We start from the raw sequence: 14,069 nt of genomic DNA, 5'->3' as shown, positions 1-14,069 counted from the left end.
GCGAAGGAGCGGAGTGTAGCAGCTTTTGTGACGTGGCGCATAAAATATCCCTCCGCATTCCCTCGACGTTAGCGGGAATCAGGCATAATCTTAATCAATCGATTGATTAATTCTTAATGCCGCCATGAATACGACACCCACAACAACCAAAGGTGAACAGGCCAAAAACCAGCTTATCGCCGCCGCGCTGGCGCAGTTTGGTGAGTACGGCCTGCATGCAACCACGCGCGATATCGCCGCGCTGGCCGGGCAGAACATTGCGGCGATTACCTACTATTTTGGCTCAAAAGAGGATTTATATCTCGCCTGCGCCGAGTGGATCGCCGATTTTATCGGCACGCAGTTTCACCCACACGTCGAGGAGGCCACCGCGCTGCTCGGCCAGCCGTCGCCCGATCGCGAGGCCATCCGCCAGCTGATCCTCACTGCCTGTAACAACATGATCCGCCTGCTGACGCACGACGATACGCTCAACCTGAGCAAGTTTATCTCCCGCGAGCAGCTCTCCCCCACTGCCGCCTACCAGCGGGTACACGATCGGGTCATTGCTCCGATGCATACCCACCTGACCCGGCTGATCGCCGCCTATACCGGGCGGGACGCCAGTGATACCGAGACAATTTTGCATACCCACGCCCTGCTGGGTGAAATTCTGGCCTTCCGTCTGGGCAGGGAAACCATCCTGTTACGCACCGGCTGGACACAATTTGATGAGGATAAAGCCGTGCAGATTAGCCAGGTCATCGCCTGTCATCTCGATCTGATCCTGCAAGGCTTAACGCAAAGGAGCCCGAAGTCATGAAAAAACCTGTCGCCATCGTTCTGGTGGTCGTTGTTTTGCTTGCCGCAGGCGTCGGTGGATGGCTGTGGTATCAAGGCCATCAGGATAAAGGCCTGACGCTGTACGGTAACGTGGATATTCGCACGGTGAACATGAGCTTCCGCGTAGGCGGTCGTCTCGCCTCGCTGAGCGTGGACGAAGGCGATGCCATTAAAAGCGGGCAGACGCTGGGGATGCTGGACAAAGCGCCCTATGAGAATGCGCTGCTGCAAGCCAAAGCAGGCGTGTCCGTCGCCCAGGCACAGTATGACCTGATGCTGGCCGGCTATCGCGACGAAGAGATTGCCCAGGCCGCCGCCGCCGTTAAGCAGGCGCAGGCCGCCTATGACTACGCGCAGAACTTCTACGCGCGCCAGCAGGGGCTGTGGAAAAGCCGCACCATTTCCGCCAACGATCTGGAAAATGCGCGTTCGTCCCGCGACCAGGCGCAGGCAACGCTAAAATCCGCGCAGGATAAGTTAAGCCAGTACCACACCGGTAACCGCCCGCAGGATATCGCCCAGGCGAAAGCCAGCCTTGAACAGGCGCAGGCGCAGCTGGCGCAGGCAGAGCTCGATCTGCACGACACCACCTTAATCGCACCGTCTGACGGTACGCTGATGACCCGCGCCGTGGAGCCCGGCAGCATGCTCAGCGCGGGCAGCACCGTCTTAACGCTCTCCCTGACCCGCCCGGTCTGGGTGCGCGCCTACATTGATGAACCGAATCTCGGCCAGATGCAGCCGGGCCGCGAGCTGCTGCTCTATACCGACGGTCGCCCGGACAAGCCGTACCACGGCAAAGTGGGCTTTGTCTCCCCTACCGCCGAATTCACGCCGAAAACCGTTGAAACACCGGACCTGCGTACCGACCTGGTGTATCGCCTGCGCATCATCGTGACCGATGCGGACGACGCGCTGCGCCAGGGCATGCCCGTCACCGTAAAAGTAGACAACGGGGAACGACATGAATGACGCGGTTATTCAGCTCAACAATCTGGTTAAACGCTTCGCGGGAATGGACAAACCGGCTGTCGCGCCGCTGAACTGCACTATCCAGAAGGGCTATGTGACCGGGCTGGTCGGCCCGGACGGCGCGGGGAAAACCACGCTGATGCGGATGCTGGCCGGACTGCTGAAGCCGGATGAAGGCTCGGCCAGCGTGCTGGGCCTGGATCCGATTAAAGACGACGGCGCGCTCCACGCCATGCTCGGCTATATGCCGCAGAAGTTTGGCCTGTATGAAGATCTGACGGTGATGGAAAACCTGAACCTGTACGCCGACCTGCGCAGCGTTACCGGCGAAACGCGACAGAAAACCTTCGCCCGCCTGCTGGAGTTTACCTCCCTCGGCCCGTTCACCGACCGGCTCGCGGGCAAGCTGTCCGGTGGGATGAAGCAGAAGCTGGGGCTTGCCTGCACGCTGGTCGGCGAGCCAAAGGTGCTGCTGCTGGACGAGCCCGGCGTCGGCGTGGACCCGATTTCGCGACGAGAACTGTGGCAGATGGTGCACGAGCTGGCGGGCGACGGGATGCTGATCCTCTGGAGCACCTCCTACCTCGACGAAGCGGAGCAGTGCCGTGACGTGCTGCTGATGAACGAAGGCGAACTGCTTTATCAGGGCGAGCCTACGACGCTGACGCAGAGCATGGCCGGGCGCAGCTTCCTGCTGCACAGCCCGCAGGAGTCCAACCGCAGGCTGCTGCAGCGGGTGCTCAAACTGCCGCAGGTCAGCGACGGGATGATTCAGGGCCGCTCGGTACGGGTGATCCTCAAAAAAGAGACCACAATCGACGATATTCGCCATGCGCCCGGCATGCCGACGATAGAGATGGAAGAGACCGCGCCGCGCTTTGAGGACGCGTTTATCGACCTGCTGGGCGGCGCGGGCACGTCAGAATCGCCGCTTGGGGCGATTCTGCACACGGTGGAAGGCACGCCGGGCGAAACGGTGATCGAAGCCAAATCCCTCACCAAAAAGTTCGGGGATTTCGCCGCCACCGACAACGTGAATTTTGCCGTGAAGCGCGGTGAGATTTTTGGCCTGCTCGGGCCTAACGGCGCGGGAAAATCGACCACCTTTAAGATGATGTGTGGCCTGCTGGTGCCGACGTCCGGCAAGGCGCTGGTGCTGGATATGGACCTGAAGGTCAGCTCCGGCAAGGCGCGCCAGCACCTGGGCTACATGGCGCAGAAGTTTTCCCTGTATGGCAACCTGACGGTCGAGCAGAATCTGCGCTTTTTCTCCGGCGTGTATGGCCTACGCGGGCGGGCGCAGAACGACAAAATCCGCCGCATGAGCGATGCCTTCGGGTTAACGAACATTGCTTCACACGCCACCGACGAGCTGCCGCTCGGCTTTAAGCAGCGGCTGGCGCTGGCCTGCTCGCTGATGCACGAGCCGGATATTCTGTTTCTGGATGAACCCACGTCTGGCGTTGATCCCATTACCCGCCGCGAGTTCTGGCTGCATATCAACAGCATGGTGGAAAAAGGCGTGACCGTGATGGTGACCACCCACTTCATGGACGAGGCGGAGTACTGCGACCGCATCGGGCTGGTGTATCGCGGCAAGCTGATTGCCCACGGCACGCCGGACGACCTGAAAAACCAGGCCGCCGACGATGAGGTACCGGACCCGACCATGGAGCAGGCGTTTATCACCCTCATCCACGACTGGGATAAGGAGAATGCCCATGCGCAGTAAGGCCATTTCCTGGCGCAGGGTGCGCGCGCTGTGCATTAAAGAGACGCGGCAGATCGTGCGTGACCCCAGCAGTTGGCTGATTGCGGTAGTGATCCCCCTGCTGCTGCTGTTTATCTTTGGCTACGGCATTAACCTGGATTCCAGCAAGCTGCGGGTCGGAATTTTGCTGGAGCAGCAGAGCAAAGAGGCGCTGGACTTTACCCACGCCATGACCGGTTCGCCCTACATTGACGCCACCATCAGCGACAATCGTCAGGAACTGATCCAGAAGATGCAGGCCGGGAAGATTCGCGGTCTGATCGTCATTCCGGTGAATTTTGCCGCCAACATGGCGCGGGCAAATACCGATGCGCCGATCCAGGTGATTACCGACGGCAGCGAGCCAAACACCGCGAACTTCGTGCAGGGCTACGCGGAGGGGATCTGGCAGCTGTGGCAAATGCAGCGGGCGGAAGATCGGGGTGAAGAATTTAAACCGCTGATCGACGTACAGACCCGCTACTGGTTTAACCCCGCAGCCATCAGCCAGCACTTCATTATTCCGGGCGCGGTGACGATTATCATGACGGTGATTGGCGCGATCCTAACCTCGCTGGTGATCGCCCGCGAGTGGGAGCGCGGCACCATGGAGGCGCTGCTTTCAACCGAAGTGACGCGCGTCGAGCTGCTGCTGTGCAAGCTTATTCCCTACTACTTCCTCGGCATGCTGGCGATGCTGCTCTGTATGCTGGTGTCCGTCTTTATCCTCGGCGTGCCGTATCGCGGCTCGCTGGTCGTGCTGTTCTTTATCACCAGCCTGTTTTTACTCAGCACGCTTGGCATGGGGTTACTCATCTCCACCATCACCCGCAACCAGTTTAACGCCGCGCAGGTGGCGCTGAACGCCGCTTTTCTGCCGTCAATAATGCTCTCAGGGTTTATCTTCCAGATAGACAGTATGCCTGCCGTCATCCGCGCCGTGACCTACATTATCCCGGCGCGCTACTTCGTGAGCACGCTGCAAAGCCTGTTCCTGGCGGGGAATATTCCGGTAGTGCTGATTATCAACACGCTGTTTTTAATGGCGTCGGCGGTGATGTTTATCGGTTTGACGTGGATGAAAACCAAACGGCGGTTAGATTAAGGAGCGCGCATGTTTCACCGTTTATGGACGTTAATACGCAAAGAGCTGCAATCCCTGCTGCGCGAGCCGCAAACCCGCGCCATTCTGGTGTTGCCGGTGCTGATCCAGGTTTTACTGTTCCCGTTTGCCGCCACGCTGGAGGTGACCAACGCCACCATTGCCATTTACAACGAAGACAACGGCAAACATTCCGTCGAGCTAACGCAGCGCTTTGCGCGTGCGAAAGCCTTTACCCACATCCTGCTGCTGAAAAGCCCGCAGGAGATCCAGCCCACCATCGACACGCAAAAAGCGCTGCTGCTGGTGCGGTTCCCGGCGGATTTTTCCCGTAATCTGGATACCTTCCAGACCGCGCCGATGCAGCTGATCCTCGATGGGCGTAACTCCAACAGCGCCCAGATAGCCGCCAACTATCTGCAGCAGGTGGTGAAGGATTACCAGCAGGAGCTGATGGACGGCAAACCGAAGCCCAACAACAGCGAGCTGGTGGTGCGCAACTGGTATAACCCGAATCTGGACTACAAGTGGTTCGTGGTGCCGTCGCTGATCGCCATGATCACCACCATCGGGGTGATGATTGTGACCTCTCTCTCCGTCGCCCGAGAGCGTGAACAGGGCACGCTGGATCAGCTGCTGGTCTCCCCGCTCGCCACCTGGCAAATTTTCGTCGGCAAAGCGGTGCCGGCGCTGATCGTCGCGACGTTCCAGGCCACCATCGTGCTGGGAGTCGGTATTTGGGCCTATCAGATCCCGTTCGCCGGTTCGCTGGCGCTGTTTTACTTCACGATGGTGATTTACGGGCTGTCGCTGGTGGGGTTTGGGCTGCTGATCTCGGCGCTCTGCTCGACGCAGCAGCAGGCGTTTATCGGGGTATTCGTCTTTATGATGCCCGCGATCTTGCTCTCGGGCTATGTTTCTCCCGTCGAGAACATGCCGGTATGGCTACAGGATCTGACGTGGGTAAATCCGATTCGACACTTTACGGACATCACCAAGCAAATCTATCTGAAGGATGCGAGTCTGGATATCGTCTGGGGAAGTTTGTGGCCGCTACTGGTCATAGCGGCCACGACGGGCTCAGTGGCCTATGCGATGTTTAGACGCAACATCGCGTAGCTTTTTCTCTTTGGTCAGCAACGAGACCACCGCAGGCCCTGCGAGGATAGCCAGACCCGCCAGGGCCAGCAGCAGGTTGTTTTGCAGCACGCGTGACAGCAGCCACAGAACAATCATCGCCGCACCAAAGTACCAGGTGGTGGTGAGCTCTTCGAGCACGTCACCCACCTCGCGCCAGCGCGCTTCATGGTGGCGCTGTAAGAACAGCATCGACAGCACGGTGACGCCGTAAAGGACGCATAGCCCCAGGCCAACGCGCACCAGCGTGCCGCTCATCCAGCCCATCACCAGTACGGCCACGACCAGTAAATGCAACATTATCTGCCAGCAACTCAGGCCAGTTGCGACACGAACACGTTGTTGCCACTTCATGGCTTCTCTCCTGAAGGATTTTTCTCTGCTTAATCAGACTACCGCACTTTACGGAAAATTCCGTAACGCCGCATCTTTTTGTGACGCCGACTACACTTTATTTTCATTGGGATAGTCACTCAGGAAGGAGCTTATGACGAAAAAAATGCAGCATTTCTCGCTTAAGGTGCTGACGATAAACATTCATAAGGGCTTCACAGCATTTAACCGCCGCTTCATTTTACCGGAGCTGCGCGACGCGGTGCGCACCGTCAGCGCGGATATTGTCTGCCTGCAGGAGGTGATGGGCGCACATGAAGTGCATCCGCTTCACTTTGAGAACTGGCCCGACACGCCGCACTATGAATTTCTGGCCGACACAATGTGGAGTGATTACGCCTACGGCCGCAATGCGGTCTATCCGGAAGGGCATCACGGCAACGCGGTGCTGTCGCGTTATCCCATTGAACATTATGAAAACCGCGACGTTTCCGTCGGGGAGAGCGAAAAACGCGGCCTGCTCTACTGCCGCATTACCCCGCCCGACCTTGAGCTGCCCATCCATGTCGGCTGTGTTCATCTTGGCCTGCGCGAAGCCCATCGTCAGGCGCAGCTGAAAATGCTGGCCGAATGGACCAATGCGCTTCCCGAAGGTGAACCGGTGGTGGTCGCGGGCGACTTCAACGACTGGCGACAGCGGGCAAACCATCCGCTGAAGGTGGAGGCCGGACTGGAGGAGATTTTTACGCGAGCCAACGGCAGACCTGCGCGCACGTTCCCGGTCCGTTTCCCGCTGCTGCGGCTTGACCGCATCTATGTGAAAAATGCCCACGCCAGCAGCCCAACCGCCCTGGCGCTCCTCAACTGGCGGCATCTTTCCGACCATGCGCCGCTCAGCGCGGAGATCCACCTATGAAATGTTCCTGGCAGGAAGGCAACCGGATCACGCTGCTGGTCAACGGGGACGAGTATTACCCGGCCGTGTTTAAGGCGATTGATAATGCCCAGCAGAAGGTGATCCTCGAAACCTTTATCTGGTTCGAAGACAACGTCGGCAAGCAGCTGCACAGCGTGCTGCTGCGCGCCGCCCAGCGCGGCGTCAAAATTGAAGTGCTGCTGGATGGCTATGGCTCGCCGGACCTCAGCGATGCGTTCGTCAACGAACTGACCACCGCGGGGGTGGTGTTCCGCTACTACGATCCCGGCCCTCGCCTTTTCGGCATGCGGACCAACCTTTTCCGCCGGATGCACCGCAAAATTGTGGTGGTGGATGAGACGGTGGCGTTTGTTGGCGGCATTAACTACTCCGCGGAGCATATGTCCGACTACGGCCCGGAAGCGAAGCAGGATTACGCCATTCGCATTGAAGGCCCGGTAGTGCAGGACATTTTGCTGTTTGAGCTGGAGAACCTGCCGGGGAAAGAGGCCGTTCGCCGCTGGTGGCGACGACGTCATCGCCCGGAAGAGAACCGGAAGCCCGGCGAAGCGCAGGCCCTTTTCGTCTGGCGGGATAACGGCGAGCACCGGGACGATATCGAACGTCATTATCTCAAGATGCTCGCCAACGCGAAGCGCGAAGTGATTATTGCTAACGCCTACTTTTTCCCCGGCTATCGTCTGCTGCACGCCATGCGCAATGCGGCCCGGCGCGGGGTACGCGTGAAGCTGATTGTGCAGGGCGAACCGGATATGCCGATCGTCAAAGTCGGGGCGCGGCTGCTTTATAACTATCTGGTGAAGGGCGGCGTACAGATCTACGAATACCGCCGTCGGCCGCTGCACGGCAAAGTCGCGCTGATGGACGATCACTGGGCCACCGTGGGCTCCAGCAATCTCGATCCGCTGAGCTTATCGCTTAACCTTGAAGCTAACCTGATCATTCACGATCGTCAGTTTAATCAGACCCTGCGGGATAACCTGCAGGCGCTAATCGTCAATGACTGCGTGCGTGTGGATGAGTCCATGGTTCCCAAACGCACCTGGTGGAACCTGGGCATCAGCGTGGTGGTGTTCCACTTCCTGCGGCATTTCCCGGCGATGGTCGGCTGGCTGCCGGCGCATACGCCGAAGCTGGCGCAGGTGGACCCGCCGGTACAACCCGAAATGGAAACCCAGGACCGCATAGAAGCGGAAGATGGAGGCAAACCCTGATGTCGAAATCGCATCCACGCTGGCGGCTGGCAAAAAAGATCCTGACATGGCTGTTTTTTATTGCGGTCGCGGTTCTGCTGGTGGTCTACGCGCAGAAAGTTGACTGGGAAGAGGTGTGGAAGGTTATCCGCAACTATAACCGGATGGTGCTGCTGGGCGCGACGGGGCTGGTTATCGTAAGCTACCTGATGTACGGCTGCTATGACCTGCTGGGTCGCGCCTACTGCGGCCATAAGCTGGCCAAACGTCAGGTGATGCTGGTGTCGTTTATCTGCTACGCCTTTAACCTGACGCTGAGCACCTGGGTCGGCGGGATTGGCATGCGCTATCGCCTCTACTCGCGGCTCGGCCTGCCGGGCGGGACCATCACGCGCATTTTCTCGTTAAGCATCACCACCAACTGGCTGGGCTATATTCTGCTCGGCGGGGTGATCTTCACCATCGGCGTGGTGCAGCTACCCGCGCACTGGTATATCGATGAGGCCACGCTGCGCATTCTGGGCATCGTACTCCTGCTGATTATCGCCGTTTATCTGTGGGCCTGCGCGTTTGCTAAACGCCGCCATATGACCATCAAGGGGCAAAAGCTGGTGCTGCCCTCGTGGAAGTTTGCGGTGCTGCAGATGGCGGTCTCCAGCGCCAACTGGATGGCGATGGGGGCCATTATCTGGCTGCTAATCGGCGAGGACGTGAACTACTTCTTCGTGCTGGGCGTGCTGCTGGTGAGCAGCATTGCCGGGGTGATTGTGCATATTCCGGCGGGGATCGGCGTGCTGGAAGCGGTATTTATTGCCCTGCTGGCCGGGGAGCATGTCTCTCAGGGAACGATTATTGCGGCCCTGCTGGCGTACCGCATGCTGTATTACTTCCTGCCGCTGGCGCTGGCAACGGTCTGCTATCTGGTTCTGGAGAGCCGGGCGAAGAAGTTACGGGCGAAGAATGAGAAGGCGCTGGCGAAATAAAAGCAAAACGGCAACCTTGTTGCCGTTTTTAGTGTTTGTTCCCTCTCCCGTGGGAGAGGGTCAGGGTGAGGGCACCAGACAGCACCGCCACCCGGCAAAGCAATCTTAACGACGGTTGCCAAGAATTCGCAGCAGCATCAGGAACAGGTTGATGAAGTCCAGATACAGCGTCAGCGCGCCCAGAATCGAGTATTTGCGCAGGTTGGAACTGTCGCGCACGTCGATCTGCTCACCGATGTTTTTCAGCTTCTGGGTGTCATAGGCCGTTAACCCCACGAAGAGCACCACCCCGATATAGGTCACAGCCCACATCAGCGCTTCGCTCTTCAGCCACAGGTTCACCAGCGACGCCAGCACAATCCCGATCAGCCCCATAAACAGCATGCTGCCGAAGCCGCTCAGATCGCGCTTCGTGGTGTAACCGTACAGGCTCATCGCACCAAACATCCCGCCGGTCACCACGAAGGTGCTGGCGATGGAGGAGTAGGTGTAAACGATGAAAATGCTGGAAAGCGTCAGGCCCGTTAGCGCCGAATAGAGCATAAACAGGGTCGTTGCCATGCCGGCACTCAGCTTGTGCACCAGACCAGAAAGCACAAACACCAGCGCCAACTGCGCGATAATCAGCCCAAAGAAGGTGATTTTGCTGGAGAAGATAAACATCATCAGCTCCGGCGTGTTCGCTGCATACCACGCGATAAACGCGGTAAGCAGCAGGCCAACCGTCATCCAGCCATACACCTGAGCCATATACGTCTGCAGGCCGCTACGGGTCTGCTGTACTATTGAATCGGAACGCGGAAATCGGTCCATGATTCACTCCTGATTAAGATTAAGTAGACACACTCGTTAAGAGTAACACATCCACGTAAACCAACTACCAACGGCTGGCGGCCTGCTTATCGCTGTCGCGAGATTCTACCCAGCGATCCCCTTCCGGCGTGGCTTCGCGCTTCCAGAACGGGGCTTTGGTTTTGAGGAAATCCATAATGAACTCCCCTGCCGCAAACGCGCTGCCGCGGTGGGCGCTGGTCACGCCGACGAAGACAATCTCCTCGCCGGGCCACATCTCGCCGATGCGGTGAATAACCGTGACGCGCCCGAGCGGCCAGCGGCCTCGCGCTTCGTCGACAATCTCCGCCAGCGATTTTTCCGTCATCCCCGGATAGTGTTCCAGCGTCAGGGCCTTCACGCTGTCGCCGAGGTTATGGTTGCGCACCTTGCCGGTAAAGGTAACGACCGCGCCGTCTTCATCGCGTTCCGCCAGCCAGCCGTATTCGGTCCCTACGTTAAAACGCTCATGACTCACCAGAATTCGGGTTTCAGCCATCTTAGCCCCCTGTCACCGGCGGGAAGAAGGCCACTTCATCCCCTACGTTCAGCGGATGGGTGAATTCCACCAGCGTCTGGTTAACGGCGGCCAGCAGCTTGCCTTCGTCGAGCGCCAGCGCCCAGCGGTCGCTTTGTGCCGCCAGATGCGCGCGCAGGGCAGCAACGTTATCAAAAGACGCATCCAGCGTCAGGCTATCGGTATTCACCAGCTCGCGCACCTGCGCAAAAAAGAGCACCTTAATCATGGCTGTCCACCTTAAAATCACCGGATTTGCCGCCGCTTTTCGCCAGCAGACGCACCGGGCCAATCACCATATCTTTCTGCACCGCTTTGCACATGTCGTAGATGGTCAGCGCGGCAACGGAGGCCGCCGTCAGCGCCTCCATCTCCACGCCGGTTTTGCCGGTTAAGCGGCAGAGTGACTCAATGCGCACGCGATTATGCTCCGGCTGCGCCTGCAGGTTCACTTCCACCTTGCTCAGCATCAGCGGATGGCACAGCGGAATTAAGTCCCATGTGCGTTTCGCGGCCTGAATACCGGCGATGCGCGCGGTCGCAAAGACATCACCCTTGTGGTGGCTGCCGTCGAGAATCATCGCCAGGGTTTCTGGCAGCATAGTGACGAACGCTTCCGCGCGCGCCTCGCGCACCGTTTCCGCTTTGGCGGAAACATCCACCATATGCGCTTCACCGGCGGCGTTAATGTGGGTCAGTTGTGACATAGCTTATTTCTTTAAATGGGGATGGAAATTACACGGACGGGTACGGGCATCCAGCTGCGGAGCGATGATGTTTTCCCACGCGGTGCGGCAGGCTTTGGTCGAGCCCGGCATGGCGAAAATCAGGGTGTTGTTCGCCACCCCGGCAACGGCGCGCGACTGCAGCGTGGAGGTGCCAATCTCTTCAAAGGAGAGCATGCGGAACACTTCGCCGAAGCCTTCCACCTCGCGGTCGAACAGCGGGATTAGCGCTTCGGGGGCCTGATCGCCTGCAGTAAAGCCGGTACCGCCGGTGATCAGCACCACCTGAACTTCATCGCTGGCGATCCACTGAGAGACCTGCGCGCGAATGGCGTAGCGGTTCTCTTTTACGATCGCTTTATCGACGATGTTATGTCCTGCGTCATGGGCCGCATCGCGCAGCCAGTGGCCGGAGGTATCATCCTCTTCGCCACGTCGATCGGAAACGGTAAGGATAGCAATGCGTGTCGGGATAAATTCTGCGCTTACCTGACTCATCTTCTGGTTCCTTCTTAAGACTGATTACCCGCCGATGTAGGACAGGTTCTGAGTAATGCCGGTATTGCCCTGATGCAGGAAGTGGGTCTGTTTTTTATGCGTCAGCGCTTCAGAAATGCGCGCTTCAAGCGCGTCCTGCTGCGCATCGTCTTCCAGCAGATCGCGAAGGTCTACGCCGCCGTCGCCGAACAGGCAGAGATGGAGCTTGCCCACGGAGGAGACGCGCAGGCGGTTGCAGCTGGCACAGAAGTCTTTCTCGTAAGGCATGATAAGCCCAATTTCGCCTTCGTAATCAGGATGGCAGAAGACCTGTGCCGGACCGTCGCTGCGCTGGCGGATCTGGTGGATCCAGCCGCGTTTCAGCAGCGCGTCGCGCAGAACCATGCCGGAGATGTGATGGCGGCGAAACAGCTCGCTGCCCTCGCCGGTTTCCATCAGCTCAATAAAACGCAGCTGAATGGGGCGGGTTTTGATCCACGCCAGGAAGGTATCGAGCTGGTGGTGGTTCACATCACGCATCAGCACCGTGTTGACTTTGACTTTTTCGAAGCCGGCCGCAAATGCCGCATCGATACCGTCCATGACCTGCTGGAATTTATCCTGACCGGTAATGGCGTGGAACTGGCGGGCATCCAGACTGTCCACGCTGACGTTAATGGCGGTTAGGCCCGCATCGCGCCAGGTGGCCACGTCACGCGCCATACGGTAACCGTTGGTGGTCACCGCAATCTGGCGGATACGTTCGTTTTCACGCACGGCGGCAATGATGTCGGGGAAATCGCGGCGCAGCGAGGGTTCACCGCCGGTAAGGCGAACTTTTTCGGTGCCGAGCTCAGAGAAGGCGCGCGTAACGCGGCGCACTTCATCCACGGAGAGAAAGCCGTTATTGGTAACGCTGCCCGGTTTGTAGCCGTCGGGCAGGCAGTAGGTGCAACGGAAGTTGCACACATCGGTAATCGACAGACGTAAGTAATAAAACTTACGCGCGAAAGCATCAGTAAGTTGTGAAGCCATGTACACCTTTCCAGATCGGGAGGCACAGTCATTTCTTTCTGTACCCTGGTGGCAAATTCGCCACGGCCAGAGCGCCATATCTTTCGACACAGGCACAAGGGCTAGAGTGTATGTTTTCATTTTTGAAAACGTGGTTAGGGCGATAGTAGCGCGGAAATTCTCACGGCGCCATTGTCGCTTCTCGCTATATAATTACGTATATAGCGAATCAATCCTGCATTTTCGCTACAGAATACCTAAAAACCGCATTTTCACATTGATATACGTCATTTTGCATCGGGTGAGGCATCGTCTTTTAGGGGTAGTTAGGTTACTGTTACGCGATCGAACGTGATAAGGAATACGTATGCGCAATCGCACTTTTGCGGATCTTGACCGAGTGGTCGCTCTTGGCGGAGGACACGGCTTAGGCCGGGTTATGTCCTCTTTATCGTCACTCGGCTCAAGGCTGACAGGGATAGTGACTACCACCGATAACGGCGGCTCAACCGGGCGCATTCGTCGTGCCGAAGGCGGCATTGCCTGGGGAGATATGCGCAACTGCCTGAACCAGTTAATTACCGAGCCGAGCGTCGCATCGGCGATGTTTGAGTACCGTTTTGGCGGAAATGGCGAACTTTCCGGGCATAACCTTGGAAATCTGATGTTAAAGGCATTGGATCACCTGAGCGTACGGCCTCTGGAAGCCATTAACTTGATCCGTAATCTGCTGAAAGTGGACGCATTCCTGATCCCCATGTCTGAACAACCGGTTGACTTAATGGCCATCGACGCCGAAGGGCATGAAGTTTACGGCGAGGTGAATATCGACCAGCTCCTCCTGCCGCCAGCGGAGTTGATGACCTATCCGAGCGTGCCCGCCACGCGAGAAGCGGTAGAGGCCATCGGGGAAGCGGATCTTATCCTGATCGGTCCAGGCAGTTTTTACACCAGCCTGATGCCCATTCTGCTGGTGAAAGAGCTGGCACAGGCGCTGCGCCGCACTCCTGCCCCGATGGTTTACATCGGCAATTTAGGCCGTGAGCTGAGTCCGGCAGCCGCAAGCCTGTCGCTGGCGGATAAACTCAGCTTGATGGAGCATTACGTCGGTAAGAAGATCATTGACGGCGTGGTGGTTGGGCCGAAGGTGGATGTGTCCGGCATCGGCGATCGTGTGGTGATTCAGGAGCCGCTGGAGGCTTCAGACATCAAATATCGCCACGATCGCCATCTGCTGCGCGAGGCGCTGGAGAAGGCGATTCAGGCGCTGGGCTGA

At 58.2% G+C, this 14,069-nt stretch carries 16 protein-coding genes and 1 riboswitch; of the genes, 9 read left to right on the top strand and 7 right to left on the bottom strand.

Annotated features, from left to right (window positions below; all coding sequences use genetic code 11):
• Positions 1-124: 124 nt before the first annotated feature.
• The 5 genes from cecR to ELK40_RS07255 are packed head-to-tail and all read left to right on the top strand — an operon-like array spanning position 125 to position 5,765.
• Positions 125-802 carry a transcriptional regulator CecR gene (cecR, locus tag ELK40_RS07275; protein ID WP_127730123.1) on the top strand — a complete coding sequence of 226 codons (678 nt, stop codon included), beginning with the start codon at positions 125-127 and terminating at the stop codon, positions 800-802.
• Positions 799-1,794 (top strand): secretion protein HlyD, encoded by a 996-nt coding sequence (hlyD, locus tag ELK40_RS07270; protein ID WP_127730121.1) that lies wholly within the window; start codon positions 799-801, stop codon positions 1,792-1,794. The genes cecR and hlyD overlap by 4 nt, the downstream gene beginning before the upstream one ends.
• The gene (locus ELK40_RS07265; protein WP_127730119.1) at positions 1,787-3,526 is read left to right on the top strand and encodes an ATP-binding cassette domain-containing protein; all 1,740 of its coding nucleotides are present in this window, start codon (positions 1,787-1,789) and stop codon (positions 3,524-3,526) included. The genes hlyD and ELK40_RS07265 overlap by 8 nt, the downstream gene beginning before the upstream one ends.
• Positions 3,516-4,649: an ABC transporter permease gene (locus ELK40_RS07260; protein WP_115874545.1), complete on the top strand. Its 1,134-nt coding sequence runs from the start codon at positions 3,516-3,518 to the stop codon at positions 4,647-4,649. Before ELK40_RS07265 ends, ELK40_RS07260 begins: the two co-directional genes overlap by 11 nt.
• Positions 4,650-4,658: 9 nt before the next feature.
• Positions 4,659-5,765 (top strand): ABC transporter permease, encoded by a 1,107-nt coding sequence (locus ELK40_RS07255; protein WP_039261395.1) that lies wholly within the window; start codon positions 4,659-4,661, stop codon positions 5,763-5,765.
• On the opposite strand, the gene ELK40_RS07250 is transcribed toward ELK40_RS07255, so the two are convergent.
• Complete coding sequence (locus tag ELK40_RS07250) at positions 5,727-6,137, bottom strand: YbhQ family protein (RefSeq protein WP_045909493.1); 411 nt, start codon at positions 6,135-6,137, stop codon at positions 5,727-5,729. The genes ELK40_RS07255 and ELK40_RS07250 overlap by 39 nt on opposite strands.
• Positions 6,138-6,270: 133 nt before the next feature.
• On the opposite strand from ELK40_RS07250, the gene ELK40_RS07245 reads away from it, so the two are divergent.
• From ELK40_RS07245 to ELK40_RS07235, 3 genes are read left to right on the top strand one after another with little or no spacing between them, the layout of a single operon-like run.
• Positions 6,271-7,032: an endonuclease/exonuclease/phosphatase family protein gene (locus ELK40_RS07245; RefSeq protein ID WP_111963824.1), complete on the top strand. Its 762-nt coding sequence runs from the start codon at positions 6,271-6,273 to the stop codon at positions 7,030-7,032.
• Entirely contained in the window at positions 7,029-8,267 is a 1,239-nt protein-coding gene (gene clsB, locus ELK40_RS07240; protein WP_111963823.1) for a cardiolipin synthase ClsB, read from the top strand. The genes ELK40_RS07245 and clsB overlap by 4 nt, the downstream gene beginning before the upstream one ends.
• Entirely contained in the window at positions 8,267-9,229 is a 963-nt protein-coding gene (locus ELK40_RS07235; protein ID WP_111963822.1) for a YbhN family protein, read from the top strand. Before clsB ends, ELK40_RS07235 begins: the two co-directional genes overlap by 1 nt.
• 105 nt (positions 9,230-9,334) lie before the next feature.
• On the opposite strand, the gene ELK40_RS07230 is transcribed toward ELK40_RS07235, so the two are convergent.
• From ELK40_RS07230 to moaA, 6 genes are all read right to left on the bottom strand, one after another.
• Positions 9,335-10,042, bottom strand: a complete 708-nt coding sequence (locus ELK40_RS07230) for a Bax inhibitor-1/YccA family protein (protein ID WP_069719576.1) — start codon at positions 10,040-10,042, stop codon at positions 9,335-9,337.
• Between the two features lie 64 nt (positions 10,043-10,106).
• The gene (gene moaE, locus ELK40_RS07225; protein WP_111963821.1) at positions 10,107-10,559 is read right to left on the bottom strand and encodes a molybdopterin synthase catalytic subunit MoaE; all 453 of its coding nucleotides are present in this window, start codon (positions 10,557-10,559) and stop codon (positions 10,107-10,109) included.
• A gap of 1 nt (position 10,560) precedes the next feature.
• Positions 10,561-10,806, bottom strand: coding sequence for a molybdopterin synthase sulfur carrier subunit (moaD, locus tag ELK40_RS07220; protein WP_127730117.1), 246 nt, complete (start codon positions 10,804-10,806; stop codon positions 10,561-10,563).
• Positions 10,799-11,284, bottom strand: a complete 486-nt coding sequence (gene moaC, locus ELK40_RS07215; RefSeq protein ID WP_127730115.1) for a cyclic pyranopterin monophosphate synthase MoaC — start codon at positions 11,282-11,284, stop codon at positions 10,799-10,801. Before moaC ends, moaD begins: the two co-directional genes overlap by 8 nt.
• 3 nt (positions 11,285-11,287) lie before the next feature.
• Positions 11,288-11,800 (bottom strand): molybdenum cofactor biosynthesis protein B, encoded by a 513-nt coding sequence (gene moaB / locus ELK40_RS07210; protein WP_127730113.1) that lies wholly within the window; start codon positions 11,798-11,800, stop codon positions 11,288-11,290.
• A gap of 24 nt (positions 11,801-11,824) precedes the next feature.
• Positions 11,825-12,814, bottom strand: coding sequence for a GTP 3',8-cyclase MoaA (moaA, locus tag ELK40_RS07205; RefSeq protein WP_127730111.1), 990 nt, complete (start codon positions 12,812-12,814; stop codon positions 11,825-11,827).
• Positions 12,802-12,935: riboswitch (molybdenum cofactor riboswitch) on the bottom strand. Its footprint overlaps the gene before it by 13 nt.
• Before the next feature lie 225 nt (positions 12,936-13,160).
• Between moaA and yvcK the strand changes: the two genes are divergently transcribed.
• Positions 13,161-14,069, top strand: a complete 909-nt coding sequence (gene yvcK, locus ELK40_RS07200; protein ID WP_127730109.1) for a uridine diphosphate-N-acetylglucosamine-binding protein YvcK — start codon at positions 13,161-13,163, stop codon at positions 14,067-14,069.

It is taken from the genome of Enterobacter sp. N18-03635, assembly GCF_004006055.1.
Classification (GTDB): domain Bacteria; phylum Pseudomonadota; class Gammaproteobacteria; order Enterobacterales; family Enterobacteriaceae; genus Enterobacter; species Enterobacter vonholyi.
This window is presented reverse-complemented; position numbering and strand designations above follow the sequence as displayed.

Coding starts and splice junctions, on each gene's coding strand:
- cecR (WP_127730123.1), top strand. CDS start 125: ATGAATACGACACCCACAACAACCAAAGGTGAACAGGCCAAAAACCAG.
- hlyD (WP_127730121.1), top strand. CDS start 799: ATGAAAAAACCTGTCGCCATCGTTCTGGTGGTCGTTGTTTTGCTTGCC.
- ELK40_RS07265 (WP_127730119.1), top strand. CDS start 1,787: ATGAATGACGCGGTTATTCAGCTCAACAATCTGGTTAAACGCTTCGCG.
- ELK40_RS07260 (WP_115874545.1), top strand. CDS start 3,516: ATGCGCAGTAAGGCCATTTCCTGGCGCAGGGTGCGCGCGCTGTGCATT.
- ELK40_RS07255 (WP_039261395.1), top strand. CDS start 4,659: ATGTTTCACCGTTTATGGACGTTAATACGCAAAGAGCTGCAATCCCTG.
- ELK40_RS07250 (WP_045909493.1), bottom strand. CDS start 6,137: ATGAAGTGGCAACAACGTGTTCGTGTCGCAACTGGCCTGAGTTGCTGG.
- ELK40_RS07245 (WP_111963824.1), top strand. CDS start 6,271: ATGACGAAAAAAATGCAGCATTTCTCGCTTAAGGTGCTGACGATAAAC.
- clsB (WP_111963823.1), top strand. CDS start 7,029: ATGAAATGTTCCTGGCAGGAAGGCAACCGGATCACGCTGCTGGTCAAC.
- ELK40_RS07235 (WP_111963822.1), top strand. CDS start 8,267: ATGTCGAAATCGCATCCACGCTGGCGGCTGGCAAAAAAGATCCTGACA.
- ELK40_RS07230 (WP_069719576.1), bottom strand. CDS start 10,042: ATGGACCGATTTCCGCGTTCCGATTCAATAGTACAGCAGACCCGTAGC.
- moaE (WP_111963821.1), bottom strand. CDS start 10,559: ATGGCTGAAACCCGAATTCTGGTGAGTCATGAGCGTTTTAACGTAGGG.
- moaD (WP_127730117.1), bottom strand. CDS start 10,806: ATGATTAAGGTGCTCTTTTTTGCGCAGGTGCGCGAGCTGGTGAATACC.
- moaC (WP_127730115.1), bottom strand. CDS start 11,284: ATGTCACAACTGACCCACATTAACGCCGCCGGTGAAGCGCATATGGTG.
- moaB (WP_127730113.1), bottom strand. CDS start 11,800: ATGAGTCAGGTAAGCGCAGAATTTATCCCGACACGCATTGCTATCCTT.
- moaA (WP_127730111.1), bottom strand. CDS start 12,814: ATGGCTTCACAACTTACTGATGCTTTCGCGCGTAAGTTTTATTACTTA.
- yvcK (WP_127730109.1), top strand. CDS start 13,161: ATGCGCAATCGCACTTTTGCGGATCTTGACCGAGTGGTCGCTCTTGGC.